The organism is Sporosarcina sp. Marseille-Q4063, assembly GCF_018309085.1.
Lineage (GTDB): Bacteria > Bacillota > Bacilli > Bacillales_A > Planococcaceae > Sporosarcina.
On the sequence record NZ_CP070502.1, the window covers coordinates 60,843 to 77,125 of the forward strand.

Genomic DNA, 16,283 nt, shown 5'->3' on the forward strand with positions numbered 1-16,283 from the left:
CAAATAATCATCAAAAAAGCCCTGTCAATTTTATGTGACGGTGTCTTTTTTTAGAAAAGAAGGGATTCACATTGATGCTTATACGTTACAAGAAAACCTATGAAAAGATTGCGATGGGCCTACTTTCATATATGCCTGGTGAACATAGTGTGAAAGCATTACAAGAAACAATCCAAAAATATGAAACAGAAGATGATTGGCAGTTATATCTTTGGAAAAAAGGAGAAGACTTCATAGGTCTCCTTGGAATTGAAATTGACGATGATACTTATACTTTGCATCATCTTTCTGTAAACCCGTCATTCCGAGGCGAGGGGATTGGTAAAGCGATTGTTGAGAGAATACAAGAGCAATTCCCCGATAAGGAATGTTTAAGTACAGATGAGACGGATGACTTTTTAAAAAGATTCATTTCGAAAGAAGGAGGAGCTGACTAAAGTCTGCCCTCCTTTTTTTTATCCCGTGTCTAGGGGGAAGGATGGAACATCCTTCCTTAGCGCCTAACCCCTCGGGTCACAAGTCACTTTGCTGTGGGTGAAGGATAAAGTTCAATCCTTCTTTGGTGGCTGAGGAGCTGCCTCCTCGCAAAGTGTCTTGTGCCTGTCGGGTCTAAGGGGAAGGATTGAATTACATCCTTCCTTGGCGCTTACGCTTTTCTCGTTCCTTAAGAATATCCGAACGATCTCTAAGCATATGTTTATGAATGACATCATCGCTTCCGTATGGGAGCAAATCCATTGTTGGTTTGATTTCATTGTTTAGGGCTTGGATCTTTGGGGATGTTATTTCAATTGGAAATGTTGAAAACGGCTTTTCGTTTTTAATTTGTTGATAGGCATGCGTACTATTTTTTAATAGACTATCAATATTGATTCCTTCAGAAAATCCGGGATGGGCTTGACTGACTTTTTCAAGTCTGCTAATTGCTTTCTTTAAAGAGCGGCCGGCGCCAATTGTATTTCCTCTACGCCAGTGATACATTGCAGTTGCTAGTAAGATATAACCGACGAGTGGATGTTCTTTTGTTCTATCAGGAAAGTCTTTCCAATACTCTTCGAGAACTTCATGGCATTCAAAAAAGTCTTGATTCTCATTGAAATAAACAATAAACTTTACAAACAATGGATTATATAATGGTTTCATTATTTCATTCCTTTTTTATAATATTAGTTGATTGGCAGGTGAAGCGGTTTGATCTATAAAGTGCGACTAGATGTTTTTGAAGGACCCTTAGATTTATTATTGCATTTAATAAATCGTTTAGAAATAGATATCTATGATATACCCATGTCTGAATTAACTGATCAGTACATGGAGCATATCCATGCGATGCGCGTACTTCGACTTGACGAACTAAGTGAATATCTAGTGCTGGCTGCGACGCTTATTGAAATTAAAAGCAAAATGTTACTTCCAATCCATGAAGGCGAAGATTTCGGCGACGATGCTGATTTCGATATGGAAGATGATCCGCGTGATGAACTCGTCGCGCGATTAATCGAGTATCGAAAGTATAAGGAAGCTGCTACTAGCTTAAAAGAAGCAGCGGATAATCGATTGGACTATTTCACGAAATCGCCCGGGGATCTTTCACAGTTTGGTGAAATCGTATCAGTGGGATTGGAAGAAAATTTGAATGTATTCGATTTGATTGGTGCTTTTCAAAAAATGATCGATCGAAACCGACTAAGAGCTCCTCTCTCCGCTAGTATAACCAAAACAGAGCTGTCTGTCGGCGAAAAGATGGATGAAATAATGGGGCGGCTGGTCGTTAATGGCGGTCGTTGTGATTTTCACACGCTTTTTGAAGAAGGAGATACTGGTGAACTTGTTGTCACCTTCATGTCAGTACTCGAATTAATGTTAAGGGGTGACGTCAACGTCGAGCAAAGTAATAACTTTGCAAATCTAATTGTATCGTACGTGAAAGATGGTGAAGAATCCCATGGATGAAGGGAAAAGTTTACAAGGAATGATTGAAAGTTTTTTATTTATAGCTGGTGATGAAGGATTAACGATTAAGCAATTAACCACAGTTACGGAACAAAGTGAAGCAAAGGTAAAGCAAGCACTTACCAGCTTGCTTGAAAATTATGAAGGACAAGTTGAAAGAGGCATTACATTAAAACAGTTCGGCGGTTCGTACAGGCTTGTAACTAAAGCGGAATTTGCCGACAGTATTAAACGATTACTTGAAAACCCATCACCCCAGTCAATTACAAAGGCATCCCTTGAGGTGTTAGCCATTATCGCTTATAAACAACCCGTAACTCGAGTTGAAATCGATGATCTTCGTGGTGTTAAATCAGAAGGTCCAATACATACACTAATATCAAGGGGGTTAATAATGGAGATGGGCCGCTCGGAAGGCACGGGGCGGGCGATTTTATATGGTACGACGAAATTATTTTTAGATCGATTCGGGTTGGAGTCAATAGAAGGGTTGCCACCTCTAACAGTGGAAGAGGACGACAATGACGGTAATACCGATTTATTTATGACACAATTTCAAGAAGCATTCAGAGTTGAAAATGATGGAGGAGGAAACACTACTTGAAACGTGCAATTGCAATGATTCTATTTGCAACAATCGTTTTATTTGCGGGCGGAAAAGAAGCCAGTGCGCGTGATGCTTGGGTTGTGATTGATGCTGATACGGGAAGATTGCTCTCGGGATCGAATGAACATGTTCGACTGCCTATCGCCAGTTTAACAAAAATATGGACAGCTTTTACGGTTTTGGAAAGTGGTGCTCCGCTAGGATTCACGACGATTTCACCGGAGGCTGCATCCGCTGAAGGATCGTCTATCTATATGAAGCAAGGCGTGACAGCTGACGTCGAAGGACTGTTATACGGTCTAATGCTTCGGTCTGGGAATGACGCGGCTTATGCGCTCGCTGAACATGCAGGTGGCTCGCTTCAAGGGTTCGTCGATTTAATGAATGACAACGCACTCTTATATGGACTTAACGATACTGTCTTTACAAATCCATCGGGTCTTCACAATGAATTGCATTTATCAACTGCATATGACACGGCTTTAATGATGTATCATGCAATGCAAAATGAAACCTTCAAAAAAATCGCGTCAACTCATACCTACAATTATCAACTTAAAAATGAAAATTACAGTTGGCAAAATAAACATCGATTGGTACGTTCTAATGAGACAGCAATTGCTGGTAAAACAGGGTTTACCAAAATGGCGGGTCGTACACTGGTCACATACTTTGAAAAAGACGGGAAAAAGATAATTGTTGTAACCTTAAATGACGGGAACGATTGGAATACGCATCGTCAATTATCTGAAAGTACGTTTTCTAATTATGAGTTAGTAACCGTTGCGAAAAAAGGAAGGTATTCAATTCTTCCGGGTATGGAAGGGGAACTTGATAAGCCGATAAAACTACTGTTGAAAAAAGGTGAAAAAAGTAATGTTTCACATATTCTCCGCATTCCTCGCGGAGAAAACAAGACTAGTATTGGAAGATGGACGGTTTATTTTGATAATAACCCGTTGATCACTTCGGAAATACTACTTACCAGATAGAAGAAAATACGACTACAATTGAATAATTGCGTCAGAAATATGGCGATAGTAGGAAGACTGACTTATTAATAGGACAGTCTTCTTTTAATTTGGCGTAAAGTATGACATAATTTTTCTCAGTACGTAGGACGGAGTGAACAAAATGGAAAGATTGCAAAAAGTGATGGCCCAAGCGGGGGTTGCTTCTAGAAGAAAATCAGAGGAACTAATTGTTAATGGGAAAGTAAAAGTAAATGGCGTTGTTGTAACTGAGTTAGGAACGAGAGTCTCATCCACTGATCAAGTCGAGGTAGAAGGGATTCAAATCGTCAAGGAAGAAAATGTTTATTATCTTCTGTATAAACCAAGAGGGGTTATTTCAACGGCGAATGATGAGAAAGGCAGAAAAACCGTTGTGGACTTTTTCCCGCATATTGAAAAACGAATTTATCCAGTAGGGCGACTCGATTATGATACTTCGGGCGCTATCATCCTAACAAACGATGGAGATTTTTCATATTTAATGACGCATCCAAAATTCGAGATCAAGAAACAATATATTGCAAAAGTAAAAGGAATTCCTTCTAGAGAGAATTTACGTAAACTTGAACGCGGGATAGAACTTGAAGATGGAATGACTGCACCGGCGAATGTGAAAATGCAATCGATGGATAAGAAAACGCAAACCGCAATTGTTGAAATTACGATTCATGAAGGTAGAAATCGACAAGTTCGCCGCATGTTTGATGCGATTGGTTGTCCTGTTGAAAGTTTGACACGAGAAGAATTCGGCATTTTATCGACTCGAGGATTAAATGCGGGAGAAGCTAGAGAGTTAACAATCCATGAAGTAAAACAATTACGCGTGCTTGCGGAAACCGGTAAAATAGGATAATTGTTTTGAATCTGTTCACAGTTATTTCATTAATAGTTAAAGAATGAAGATATTCGTTTGTTATAATGGAATAAGATTATTGGTTTGGGGGTTAGAAAATGTCAAAAGCGAATCGAATGGCTGCTAATAGAAAAAAGCGCCTTGTCATTCGGACAATCGTTCTTTTAGTTCTTGCCGTTGCAATTGTATTCGCAATTGTTACGCGTGATAAAGTGAAAGTATTAGCGGTTGGTGATAAAGCGCCTGACTTTGAGCTTGTTGATCTAGAAGGAAATAAACATCGCCTATCTGATTATAAAGGTGAAGGGGTTTTTCTTAACTTCTGGGGTTCCTGGTGCGGTCCATGCAAAACAGAAATGCCGTTTATGGAAAACCAGTATAAAGAGTTTGAAGGAAAAGGCGTTCACATATTGGCGATTAATATTAAAGATACCCGATTAAAGGCAGAGACGTTCAGGGACCAATTTGGATTGACGTTTCCAATTGCCAGAGATCCAGACGAGAGCGTGAGACGCGCATACAACGTCATGCCGCTCCCAACTACAATCCTGATTAATAAAGATGGGATTATTAAAGATATAATAACGAGGGGAATGTCGGAAGATGAGATCCGCTCATTAATGGAAAGCATTCAACCCGATCCCAATTAAGGAGTCTATAAAATGAGCAAAATCAAATGCCAGTGCGGTCATGAAAATCCATTTGGCACGGTGCTTTGTGAGCGATGTGGAAGACCGCAAACTGAAGAGGCAATTCAAAGTGAAACAGTGGATATGCGTTATGAAGGTTCAGCGCGTAGATCTCAGACGTATAAAAGAACAATCATTGATAAAATATGGAACTTCTTTTCAAGTGTTAAAATTGGAATCAGTATAATTATCGCTGTTCTTGTAACCTCGGCGATAGGTACGATATTCCCACAAAAATTATACGTCCCTGTCAGCGATGCCGAATTGGGAGATTATTATGAGCGTTTATACGGCTTTTTTGGCGTCATCTATTACAAGCTCGGTTTTCATGATATGTATAACAGTTGGTGGTTCATCACGCTAGTTGGAATGCTTGGAACTTCTATTATCATTGCAAGTGTTGATAGAGTTATTCCTCTTTATAAATCATTGAAAAAACAACGGACGAAACGCCATCCATCCTTTATGAAACGTCAGCGAATATATGGTATCGGACCAGTTAATGACGCAGATGAGTCTATTAACAAGGCAGCGGAGAAACTAAAGAATCTTCGTTATAATGTTAAAATAGAAGACGGTGCAATTTTGGCGGAAAAAAACCGTTTTTCAAGATGGGGCCCTTATGTTAATCATACTGGACTTATTATTTTCTTAAGCGCAATTTTACTTCGTGGAATCCCCGGGTTTTATGTCGATGAAACGCTTTGGATTCGAGAAGGCGAGACATTGGAAATACCTGGCGCGCCCGGATATTATATTGAAAACAATGGTTTTACAATTGAAAACTATTCAATAGAAGAAGACGATGAAGTGTTCAGCACAGCTCTTGAACGTGTGGGCATGATTGCAAAGAATTATCAGACTGACGTCTCATTATACAAAAATGCTGATGATGCTCTCCCAGGACAAACTGAGAATATTGAATTCGTTAAAGATGAGTCAATCATCGTCAACCATCCATTAACGTTTGATGGGTATAGTATTTTTCAGATGGATTTCCGGTTAGATGAATTAAAATCGATGACTTTTCAATTGACTGAAAAAGCAACGGAAGAATCACTTGGTGAATTTAAAATTGATCTAATAAATCCCGAAGATAAATACGAACTTGAAAATGGTGCAATAGTCGAGATTAAAGAATATTATCCGGATTATGATGGTATCAAGGACGGAGAACCGCATTCGAAATCTCCAATTCCAAATAATCCTGCTTTTATATTCAAAATGATAACACCCGAAAAACCAGAAGGTGAAATGAGTTTCGTTGCAATTCGACAAACACTTGAAACTGAAGAAAATGATTACAAGGCAAATTTCTTAAGTGCTGAAACACGTGATATATCGGGTTTGACGATTCGTAAGGACCGAACACTGTACATATTATTGTTCGGCGGAATTGTTTTCATGATTGGTGTCTCGCAAGGCTCTTACTGGAATCATAGACGAATTTGGATTCAAAAAGGGGAAGGAAATGAAATTCTCCTTGCCAGCCATACAAATAAAAACTGGTTCGCATTAAGAAAAGAGATTGAGCAAGTACAAGAACACGCGGACTTGCCTGAATATGAAGACCGTGAAGATACTGAGTCCAAATTGGACGACGAGGAAGGGGACTTTAACTAATGGATTTTGCATCATTGAGCTCAAACTTACTTCTAGTCTCATTTATCGCCTATTTAGTTGCAACACTCTTCTTCGGAGGAGCTGTAAAAGGCGCAAAAACAGAAAAGGCATATAAAAACAGTAAATGGGGAAATATCGGGATTACCATTACGATCATTGGGTTTCTTACACATCTAGGTTATTTTATAACGCGATGGATTGCTTCGGGACATGCACCGGTCAGTAATATGTTCGAATTTGTGACCGCATTTGGAATGATGATCGTCGGGGCATTCATTTTGCTGTTTTATATGTATAGAACACCGTCACTCGGTTTATTCGCTTTGCCGATTGCCGTAGTCATTATCGGATATGCAAGCATGTTCCCTACGGAAATTACGCCGCTTATCCCAGCTCTTAAAAGTTATTGGTTAACAGTTCATGTTATTACAGTAGTAATTGGCGAAGCGATTCTAGCAATCAGTGCGGTCGCAGGACTTGTTTTACTATTGAAAGTAACTGACTTAACAAAGAAATCCAAACAACGTTTTTGGTTGGAATCCGTTATATTCACGATAGTCTTGGTAGTCGGTTTCATTCTTTCATCTACCGTGTTTTCAGTTATGGGGAATGAGGCTGAGTTTACATACGTCGACAAAAATGGAGATCCGGCTAAAATCGAATATATTTATCCACCGTTATTTGGTATGAATGAATATGAAGCACTCACGCCTGATGCAATGACGCCGCTATTTGAAATGCCTGCTATCGTCAATGCGAAAACATTGACTACTTTTGTTTGGTCATTGGCAACAGGAATAGTACTATATCTGTTGTTGCGACTGATAATTCGTCGACCGATCGCGACATTATTTCAGCCGTTCGCCAAAAAAGCAAATACGCGTTTAATGGACGAGATCGGCTATAGATCCGTGTTAATAGGTTTCCCTGTATTTACACTTGGCGCCTTGGTATTTGCGATGATTTGGGCGCACGAGGCATGGTCTAGATTTTGGGGATGGGATCCTAAAGAAGTTTGGGCGCTCATTACTTGGCTCTTTTATGCAGCATTTCTACATTTACGCTTATCGCGCGGATGGGAAGGCGAAAAGTCTGCTTGGCTTGCAGTAATTGGATTTATTATCATTATGTTTAACTTAATTGCTGTAAACTTAATCCTTGCAGGATTGCATTCCTACGCATAAATAAATATAGACTGCATGGATTATTGAATGTCCATGCAGTCTTTTTGCATCCAACTACAGGCACCAGTCCCTCGTGTTGGCGGCCTCCGCTTTTGTTTTTTAAATTTTACTGATATAATTGTAGAATATAATTGAGTAGTACGTTGAAAGGGGTAAATATCCATGGAAGAAAATATTTCGATATTAGTGGTCGACGATGAGGATCGAATCCGTCGTCTTTTGAACATGTATTTAACTCGCGAAGGATACACCGTCGATGAAGCCGTTGACGGAGCCGAGGCTCTTGAAAAAGCCGTGGAAAATGATTATGCATGTATATTATTAGACCATATGATGCCAGAAAAAGATGGTCTTGAAGTATTAAAAGAATTGCGCGACCAAAAGAACATGACACCGATTATGATGCTAACAGCCAAGGGGGAAGAATCCGACCGCGTTACTGGCTTTGAAACAGGCGCAGATGATTATATCGTAAAGCCCTTCAGCCCACGGGAAGTAATCCTTCGCGTGAAAGCGGTATTAAGAAGATCTACTACGATTCAAGGTGCAACAGCAACGACATCGAAAGACCTTGTCGTATTTCCACAATTAACAATTGACAATGATGCACATCGTGTCACCGCGGAAGGTCAGGAAGTGAATCTAACGCCAAAAGAGTATGAGTTATTATACTTCTTAGCCAAATCACCGGATAAAGTATTCGATAGAGAGCAACTCTTAAAAGAGGTTTGGCATTATGAGTTCTTTGGCGATTTGCGGACTGTTGATACACATGTGAAAAGGCTCCGTGAAAAACTTAGTCGCGTCTCTGAAAGCGCAGCGAAAATGATTGTTACTGTTTGGGGAGTCGGCTATAAATTTGAGGCAATCGAATGAATCGAATATGGAATTCAATAGTCGGGAAGCTATGGGCAACCATATTGCTTCTCGTTACTTTTATTTTGTTTATTGTCACAGCATTGCTTTTAGAGTTTTTAGGGAACTTTCATAAGGAGCAAGCCGAAGATTCACTAATTAGAGAAGCAACAATGATTGAGAAAATCGTGTTGGATCATGATGATCGTCCATTAATACCACTACTTATACATGATATTTTAGATGAAGAAACAAATGCAATTATAACGGATACTAGTGGAACAATCATACATTCTTTTCATAATGGGTTAAACAAGGAAAGAATCGAAAATAAGATTCTTTCCAATTCTACGTTGGCGACTAATTCCGGGTCAACTAAACAAGTTTTAAAAGAAATGATGATGCCTTCAGTAAAGGAAGAAGGGGTCATTGAACAATACATCGTGCTAGAAACCTCATATATGACAGAATCAGGCGTTCGCGGCACGGTCTTTATTTATCAAAGTCTTGATGCCATAAAGGCGACAATGAAAAGAACGACGAACATTGTCTTTCTTTCAGCTTTTATTGCTTTTATCTTAACGACTATTTTTGCGTTTTTCTTATCGACCAAAATTACTTCTCCACTTCGAAAAATGCGACAAGCAGCATTGGAATTATCAAAGGGGAATTTTGATACACGTCTTCCATCTCTTCAAAGTGATGAAATCGGACAGCTTGCAACCGCATTCAATCAGATGGGCCGACAATTAAAATATCATGTGGAGTTAATTAGTCAGGAAAAAGAACAATTATCAAGTATCTTAACGTCGATGGCCGATGCCGTCATCACATTTAATCGTGATGGTACGATTCTTTTAAGCAATCCGCAAGCAGAAAAGCTATTGCAAAAATGGTTTTTTGCCAATGATGCTAAAAATGAATCAGTACCTCCGGAGCTTTTGCATATGTTAGACCACTCGATAACATTTTCGGAAGAAGTGGAAGATGAATTAGAACTCAATAATCAATTTTACACGATATCCATCAGTCCTTTATATAGCGGAGAAGACATTCGGGGTGCTGTCGCGGTTCTACGAGATATGACGGCGCAACATCAGTTAGATAAGCTGCGTTCCGACTTTATTGCAAACGTGTCGCATGAGCTTCGAACCCCGATTTCCATGTTGCAAGGGTATAGTGAAGCGATATTAGATGGCGTGACAAGGAATGACGAAGAACGGGATGAAATGATTCAAATCATCCACGAAGAATCCCTTCGAATGGGCCGGCTCGTTACAGATTTACTCGATTTAGCAAGAATGGAATCCGGGCATATGACGCTGTATAAATATGATGTTTCCGTTATTCCTTTTATTACTCGTATTGCGAACAAGTTTACACAAGTTGCACGAGAATCAAATGTGGATTTACAGCTCAACTTTTCTGAAAATGAGCTTTGGGCTGAGTTAGATGCGGATCGGATTGAACAAGTTGTAACAAATCTCATAGATAATGCCATTCGACATACTCCAGATAAAGGATGTGTGATCGTGCATGTCGAAAGGTATAGAGATATGTGCAAAATTACTGTTTCTGACACCGGAGATGGAATTTCAGAAGAAGACTTACCTTTCATATTCGAACGTTTCTATAAAGTTGATAAAGCAAGAACCCGTGGAAAAGGCGGTACGGGGCTTGGCTTAGCCATTGCAAAAAACATAATTGATTCGCACGGCGGGGTTATTACGGCTTCTAGGGGAGAAGAGAAAGGAACCGTAATGACAGTTACTTTGCCTTTGAAATAAGTGTAACTTTTTGTAAAGTTAGACGACTAATAGAATGAACGGGGGGATTTAATGGACGACTCCGTTTTTAACCGGTTATATGAACAGTACCATAACGATGTGTTTCGGTTTCTTATTTATTTGATAAGAGACCGCGATCAGGCCGAGGATTTAATGCATGAGGTCTACGTTAGAGTTCTGAGAGCCTATTCCGGTTTCGAGGGGAAAAGTTCTGAAAAAACGTGGCTCTTTTCAATCGCTAAAAATGTTGCGATAGACCACTACAGAAAAAATTCAGTTCGCAGAAAACATTCATTTGACAAATTCGACTGGGAGAAAAGTGAATTGGTATCAACAGAAATACTTCCAGATAATCTTGTTGTTTTAAATGAGGAAATGAAAGAACTTTTGAATGTCCTTGATACGTGTACGGGTGACCAGAAAATGGTCATTCATATGAGGTTTATACATGATCTTTCTATTGCCGATACAGCCGAAATACTAGGTTGGAGCGAGGGGAAAGTTAAGACTACGCAACATAGGGCAATAAGTGCGTTGCGTAAAAAATTAAGTAGGTGATAAAAAGTGACGAATAAGTGGGACGATGAGAAAATACAAAAACTTCTTAATGATTTACCGGATGTCCAAGATACCCGTTCCAAAGAAGATGTATTGTCGCGTCTTAAACAAGATAAACGTTTGCAGAAACGGCCTAAGCAAATGCCGAGTAGGAATACCAGACGAAACCTTATACCAGCCTTTGTAGCTGCAGCGGTACTTCTGGCGTTGACGTTACTGATTCCATCTATGCTACAGAATAATAGTTCAAATTCAAATGATAAAGCAAGTATGAAAATTATGAGCAAAGATGACAATGAAAATATGCAAGTTTTCAGTAGTGAGGATAGTTCAATCGGTGGGGAATCGGAAGAAATGGCGGAAAGCGAAATGGATCAGGGGAATGAAGTAAGCAATGGGATTGGCGATGAAAACACATCGTCTCATTCCACGGTTTATCCAAATGATGCAGCGGGATATACAGTGTTTCATCTTGGTCTGGCAAGTGAAGCAGCTGCTAGCATTCCTGTTACATTTTTAATTCCGGATAGCCAAATTAAAGAAGATTTCGGTGACATAGAACCGAGCAGTTTGGATTTGTACATGAAATATGCTGGACAAATCGACGAAGAAGCCCTCGGTTTCGATGATTATCACCCTTATAAAGGTACATTTTCAGTCGATGGGGATGTCCTTGTTCAATCTTTACCTACCGGACATGGGTATGATATAGCTCCTGGCACAATATCGACCTATCTGGGGTCTTTACAGGATACATTTTTCGGATTCGAGGAAATTAGATTTGAAAATGAAGATGGAACTGCCGTCGAGTTTGACCAAGTCGGGGAACCAAGTAAGCCAATGAAATTGAATAGCGGTGTAAATCATTATAATTATTATTTGTTCGAGCAATCGGATGGTCAGGAATACTTATCTTCAAACTTCTCTTATAGCTATGAAAATCTTGAAACTGCTTTGGAGGAAATGAAAATTAATCCGAATGATATTTATTCATCAATCATTCCAACAAACGTGGAATTTGAAGTTGTAGAAAAAAATGAAGTAACTGTGGTGAAGTTTAAGGGCACATTGGATCTATTATCAATGTCGGAAATAGAAGCCAATCAGTTAATCGACGGCATAGTACTAACCGCTGCAAGCTTCGATCGGCAAATACAGTTTGAAAATATTTCACAGGTCGAATGGAATGGATTTAACCTAAATGAGCCATTGCCAATACCAGTCGGACCTAACGTATTGCCCTTTCTATTAAAGTAAGCATCAAGGACTTGTAAACAATTGAGTTTACAAGTCCTTGTTTTTTATGTATGATTAATATGTAACAACAATAAAATATTGATTCATCTTCGGGGCAGGGTGTAATTCCCGACCGGCGGTAATGGAATTCATAGAGTTCCGAGCCCGCGAGCTGAAAAGCTGATTCTGGTGTGATTCCAGAGCCGACAGTATAGTCTGGATGGGAGAAGGTGAAGGTACGGCCGTCTTTTTTGTGAAATTACAAAAGAGGTGCCTATTTAATGATGGGTAATAATATTCTACCTGTCAGTATTTTAAATGTGCCTTATACAACTCCCTAGAGCTTATTTGCTTTAGGGAGTTTTTCATTAAAAAATGGCGAACCGTCCTTTCCTCTTTTGAAGTGAATCGAACAAGGAGAGAGGAAACAAATGAATAGTAATAAGTTACGTAGAATGGTTATTATCGCAATGCTTGGAAGCGTGGCGACAATTTTGATGCAATTCAACTTTCCATTGCCGGCACTACCGCCTTTTTTAAAGGTTGATTTTGGTGAAATCCCTGCTGTTCTTGCGGTCATGACATTAGGTCCGGTTGCTGGAATTGCCGTGGAACTCATAAAGAACCTTTTACATTGGTTCTTGAGCGGAAGCCCTACTGGTGTTCCGGTTGGTGAACTAGCGAACTTTACAACAGGTGTGTTATTCATCCTACCGATTTACTATATTTTTAATAAGTTCCGTACCGCAAAAGGTTTGATTGCCGGGTTAATTGCTGGAACAGTTTCAATGGCTGTCGGGATGACACTGTTAAATTACGCTGTATTCCTGCCCATGTACACATACTTTTTAAATATGCCGCCTGTTACAGGTGATGCGCTTCACGTTATGCTTTTTTATGGAATCCTGCCGTTTAACTTCATAAAAGGTGCAATTTTAATGGCGCTTACGATTCTTTTATTTAGTAGAATGAAAAAGTGGATTGAAAAACAACGTACTAAGTTAATGACCGAATAATATTAATAAAAAAAGAAGTGCTAAAGCTAGATATGTCTAGCTTTAGCACTTCTTTTTAATCTTCATATTTTAATGCATCACCATCGAAGGGAGCATCTGCTACTTTAATTGAATCAGTTGGACATCCTTCAAAACCGTCTTCCATATCTTCCAGCAGTTCTTCTGGAACTTCAACGGTTCCCGTGTTATCATCGAGGATAACAAATGCGATTCCGTCATCGTCATAGTCGTATATATCGGGTGCTGCTGCCCCACAAGCCCCGCATGCAATGCATGTGTCTTGATCGACGATTGTATATTTAGGCATGGTTTCTCTCCTCTTTTCTCCGTTCAAACAAAATAAGTACAGTCTCTATTCTAATGATAAAGACAACTATTTTCAACATAATACTATTATTTGGAGGGAGGAAGTTTTATTTTGGATCTCTCATTTTTGCTGTTAACTATTATTAGCCGCCTTGATGGAGAACGTTCAATTTATGCAGGGTATCATCTATTACGCGGAAAGCGGTCCGGTCAAACCTTGCAAGACGTCGAGTATTATAGTTTGAAAGGTTTCTTTTGCATCTTGCCGAAATTGCAAATAGAGGTATTTGACGAGGCAGTGACCGAATTGAAAAAAGCCCAGTATATTTCGATTAATGAAGAGGTCGTTTCTCTCACTAATATGGGGAAAGAAGTCCTTCATACTTTGCCGCTATATCAATTTAATGGGTGGGATTACAGAGGAAGAGAACATGTTTTTTTCTCGAGGCTTTCTTTAATCGTTCAAACTTCGTCCTATTTTAGAGCTGGTGTGAAGTCATTTATGCCCATGCAAAATGATTACGACGTTCAATTATTTGTAAAAGAATTCTTACTTAAACAAGGGCGTTTTGATGAAGCATTTTCCAATCAATTATTTCAAGAACTCCATCAGTCAATTGAACAAAGCGGCATGAATGATAGTCAAAAAACTATTTTTGTACATCGCTTGGGTGGTTTTAAGAACACCGGATGGACATGGAAACAGTTATCGGATGAAATGGGTATAAAACCATTTACACTTTCCTTGTATTATATTGAAAGTTTACATATGTTACTTCAAACAATCAGCCAATCTTCGCAGTATCCGATTTTGACAGAGATAATAACAAATATTAAAGTGTCGACTTACCTGACCGAATCTACTAGTAAAACCAAAGAACTATTTGAACGGGGAATGTCGATGCAAGAGATATCACAATTACGTCATTTGAAAATGAGTACAATTGAAGATCACTTCGTTGAAATTTCGAATAATGATCAATCATTTCCAATGGAAGAGTTCGTATCTTCAACTGATATTGAAGCTGTGGTGGCTAAATCAAGGGAATTGGGTACTAAAAGATTACGCTTATTAAAGGAACAGTTTCCGTCACTTACTTATTTTCAACTCCGGCTCATATTAGGAGCAGGGTCAAAAGGAGGGGCAAAGTGGATATCAAATCAATCTTGTTGAAAAAGTTTGGCTTCGAACAATTTAGAGCGGGACAAGAAGAAGTTATCCGCGATGTCATTTCAAATCGGGACACAATTGCTATATTGCCTACAGGCAGTGGGAAATCTTTATGTTATCAACTACCAGCGTATACGAAAAATGGTCCAGTTTTAATCGTTTCGCCTTTGGTCGCTTTAATGGAAGATCAAGTGGCGATTATGAAAAAAAATGGAGAAAAACGAGTAGTGGCTCTCAATTCTTTTCTTGCTTATAAAGATCGGCAACGAATTATGACTCAATTGGCGTTGTATAAATTCATCTTCGTTTCACCGGAAATGTTAATGCAAAATAATGTCGCCGAGCAATTTAAAAAACTATCAATCGCATTTATCGTCATTGATGAAGCGCATTGTATTTCGCAATGGGGATTTGATTTTAGACCGGACTACCTGCGAATTGGTGAATTCTTGCAACAACTGGATAGACCGAATATATTGGCTTTAACTGCAACAGCTGACAGCCAAGTCCTGCAAGATATTGTTCGCTATTTATGTCTTGAAAGTCCAGCTATTCATAAACATTCTTTGGATCGAAATAATATTTCATATTCGATAAAACAAATGAACTCAGAAAACGAAAAAACAGATTGGATTCTTGAACGAACCAAAAACACCATAGGACCAGGGATTATTTATGTCGCATCAAGAAGACGTGCGGATGACCTAGCTCTTCAATTGAAAGTACATGGAATATCAATTTCGTCGTACCATGCAGGAATGGAACAAGAAGATCGAGCATTTATTCAAGAACAGTTTATTACTGGGGAAATTGATTGGATATGTGCGACAACTGCTTTTGGTATGGGCATACATAAAAATGATGTTCGGCAAGTTATCCATGAAAATATGCCGTCTACAATTGCAGGGTATATGCAAGAAGTCGGTCGTGCTGGCCGAGATGGTAATTTATCCTCGGCGACATTGCTATTTACGGTTGAGGATATCGGGAAAACCCGTTTTATCGTACAAAATGATCTGCCGACAGAGACCGAAGTTCGCCATTATTTCAATCTGATAAAAGAAGGATCTTCAAAAAATGATGCGGCTCTGTTGTCAGGAATCAGTGACACCGGTACACGGATAATCGATTACTATCTCGAAAGGATGCCTATTGATGCTGCTATTCTGAAATTAAAAGAACAAAGCATGGAAAAAGAAAAACAATTGCAAAGTATTTTGCAAATTATTAAAGAAGAAAATTGTATTCGAAAATCACTTTTAAAGTTTTATGGTGAAACACTATCCGCTCCTCCAACGTCTTGTTGTTCAGTATGCGGGATAGGCGAAGAGGATTGGCTTTTCGAGATGAAACGAGAAAATTCGACTAGGCAATTAGTCAATTGGGCGGATAGATTAGCAGGCCTTCTTGGAAGTTAGATAGTTCATCCGTT

Annotated in this window: 17 protein-coding genes and 1 riboswitch; of the genes, 15 read left to right on the forward strand and 2 right to left on the reverse strand. The window is 39.1% G+C overall.

What is annotated here, in order from left to right:
* The first annotated feature begins 74 nt into the window (after nt 1–74).
* The gene (locus tag JSQ81_RS00330) at nt 75–437 is read left to right on the forward strand and encodes a GNAT family N-acetyltransferase (protein ID WP_212607493.1); all 363 of its coding nucleotides are present in this window, start codon (nt 75–77) and stop codon (nt 435–437) included.
* Between the two features lie 190 nt (nt 438–627).
* Here JSQ81_RS00330 and JSQ81_RS00335 read toward each other — a convergent pair whose 3' ends face one another.
* The gene (locus JSQ81_RS00335; protein WP_212605778.1) at nt 628–1,143 is read right to left on the reverse strand and encodes a DUF309 domain-containing protein; all 516 of its coding nucleotides are present in this window, start codon (nt 1,141–1,143) and stop codon (nt 628–630) included.
* A 48-nt stretch (nt 1,144–1,191) separates the two neighbouring features.
* On the opposite strand from JSQ81_RS00335, the gene JSQ81_RS00340 reads away from it, so the two are divergent.
* The 12 genes from JSQ81_RS00340 (at nt 1,192) to JSQ81_RS00395 (ending at nt 13,374) form a co-directional block, all read left to right on the forward strand.
* Nucleotides 1,192–1,953: a segregation/condensation protein A gene (locus JSQ81_RS00340; RefSeq protein WP_212605779.1), complete on the forward strand. Its 762-nt coding sequence runs from the start codon at nt 1,192–1,194 to the stop codon at nt 1,951–1,953.
* The gene (scpB, locus tag JSQ81_RS00345; RefSeq protein WP_212605780.1) at nt 1,946–2,557 is read left to right on the forward strand and encodes an SMC-Scp complex subunit ScpB; all 612 of its coding nucleotides are present in this window, start codon (nt 1,946–1,948) and stop codon (nt 2,555–2,557) included. Before JSQ81_RS00340 ends, scpB begins: the two co-directional genes overlap by 8 nt.
* Nucleotides 2,554–3,552 carry a D-alanyl-D-alanine carboxypeptidase family protein gene (locus JSQ81_RS00350; RefSeq protein ID WP_249336592.1) on the forward strand — a complete coding sequence of 333 codons (999 nt, stop codon included), beginning with the start codon at nt 2,554–2,556 and terminating at the stop codon, nt 3,550–3,552. The genes scpB and JSQ81_RS00350 overlap by 4 nt, the downstream gene beginning before the upstream one ends.
* Before the next feature lie 142 nt (nt 3,553–3,694).
* Nucleotides 3,695–4,426: a pseudouridine synthase gene (locus JSQ81_RS00355; RefSeq protein WP_212605781.1), complete on the forward strand. Its 732-nt coding sequence runs from the start codon at nt 3,695–3,697 to the stop codon at nt 4,424–4,426.
* A gap of 98 nt (nt 4,427–4,524) precedes the next feature.
* Entirely contained in the window at nt 4,525–5,076 is a 552-nt protein-coding gene (resA, locus tag JSQ81_RS00360) for a thiol-disulfide oxidoreductase ResA (RefSeq protein ID WP_249336593.1), read from the forward strand.
* 12 nt (nt 5,077–5,088) lie between these two features.
* Nucleotides 5,089–6,738: a cytochrome c biogenesis protein ResB gene (locus JSQ81_RS00365; RefSeq protein WP_212605782.1), complete on the forward strand. Its 1,650-nt coding sequence runs from the start codon at nt 5,089–5,091 to the stop codon at nt 6,736–6,738.
* Nucleotides 6,738–7,922 (forward strand): c-type cytochrome biogenesis protein CcsB, encoded by a 1,185-nt coding sequence (gene ccsB / locus JSQ81_RS00370; RefSeq protein WP_212605783.1) that lies wholly within the window; start codon nt 6,738–6,740, stop codon nt 7,920–7,922. Before JSQ81_RS00365 ends, ccsB begins: the two co-directional genes overlap by 1 nt.
* A gap of 162 nt (nt 7,923–8,084) precedes the next feature.
* Nucleotides 8,085–8,798: a response regulator transcription factor gene (locus JSQ81_RS00375; RefSeq protein ID WP_212605784.1), complete on the forward strand. Its 714-nt coding sequence runs from the start codon at nt 8,085–8,087 to the stop codon at nt 8,796–8,798.
* Entirely contained in the window at nt 8,795–10,564 is a 1,770-nt protein-coding gene (locus tag JSQ81_RS00380) for an ATP-binding protein (RefSeq protein ID WP_212605785.1), read from the forward strand. Before JSQ81_RS00375 ends, JSQ81_RS00380 begins: the two co-directional genes overlap by 4 nt.
* A gap of 51 nt (nt 10,565–10,615) precedes the next feature.
* Entirely contained in the window at nt 10,616–11,122 is a 507-nt protein-coding gene (locus tag JSQ81_RS00385) for an RNA polymerase sigma factor SigX (RefSeq protein ID WP_212605786.1), read from the forward strand.
* A gap of 6 nt (nt 11,123–11,128) precedes the next feature.
* Nucleotides 11,129–12,379: a hypothetical protein gene (locus tag JSQ81_RS00390; RefSeq protein WP_212605787.1), complete on the forward strand. Its 1,251-nt coding sequence runs from the start codon at nt 11,129–11,131 to the stop codon at nt 12,377–12,379.
* A gap of 81 nt (nt 12,380–12,460) precedes the next feature.
* A riboswitch (FMN riboswitch) is annotated at nt 12,461–12,594 on the forward strand.
* A 195-nt stretch (nt 12,595–12,789) separates the two neighbouring features.
* Nucleotides 12,790–13,374, forward strand: a complete 585-nt coding sequence (locus JSQ81_RS00395) for an ECF transporter S component (protein WP_212605788.1) — start codon at nt 12,790–12,792, stop codon at nt 13,372–13,374.
* Between the two features lie 55 nt (nt 13,375–13,429).
* Here the strand turns inward: JSQ81_RS00395 and JSQ81_RS00400 are convergent, their stop codons facing one another.
* A complete protein-coding gene (locus JSQ81_RS00400; protein ID WP_172369422.1) occupies nt 13,430–13,681 on the reverse strand; it encodes a 4Fe-4S domain-containing protein in 252 nt (83 codons plus the stop codon).
* Nucleotides 13,682–13,792: 111 nt separating this feature from the next.
* Between JSQ81_RS00400 and JSQ81_RS00405 the strand changes: the two genes are divergently transcribed.
* Together JSQ81_RS00405 and JSQ81_RS00410 are read left to right on the forward strand one after the other, a co-directional pair.
* A complete protein-coding gene (locus JSQ81_RS00405) occupies nt 13,793–14,854 on the forward strand; it encodes a YpbB family protein (protein ID WP_212605789.1) in 1,062 nt (353 codons plus the stop codon).
* Nucleotides 14,830–16,269 carry a RecQ family ATP-dependent DNA helicase gene (locus tag JSQ81_RS00410; protein WP_212605790.1) on the forward strand — a complete coding sequence of 480 codons (1,440 nt, stop codon included), beginning with the start codon at nt 14,830–14,832 and terminating at the stop codon, nt 16,267–16,269. The genes JSQ81_RS00405 and JSQ81_RS00410 overlap by 25 nt, the downstream gene beginning before the upstream one ends.
* Nucleotides 16,270–16,283: the final 14 nt, after the last annotated feature.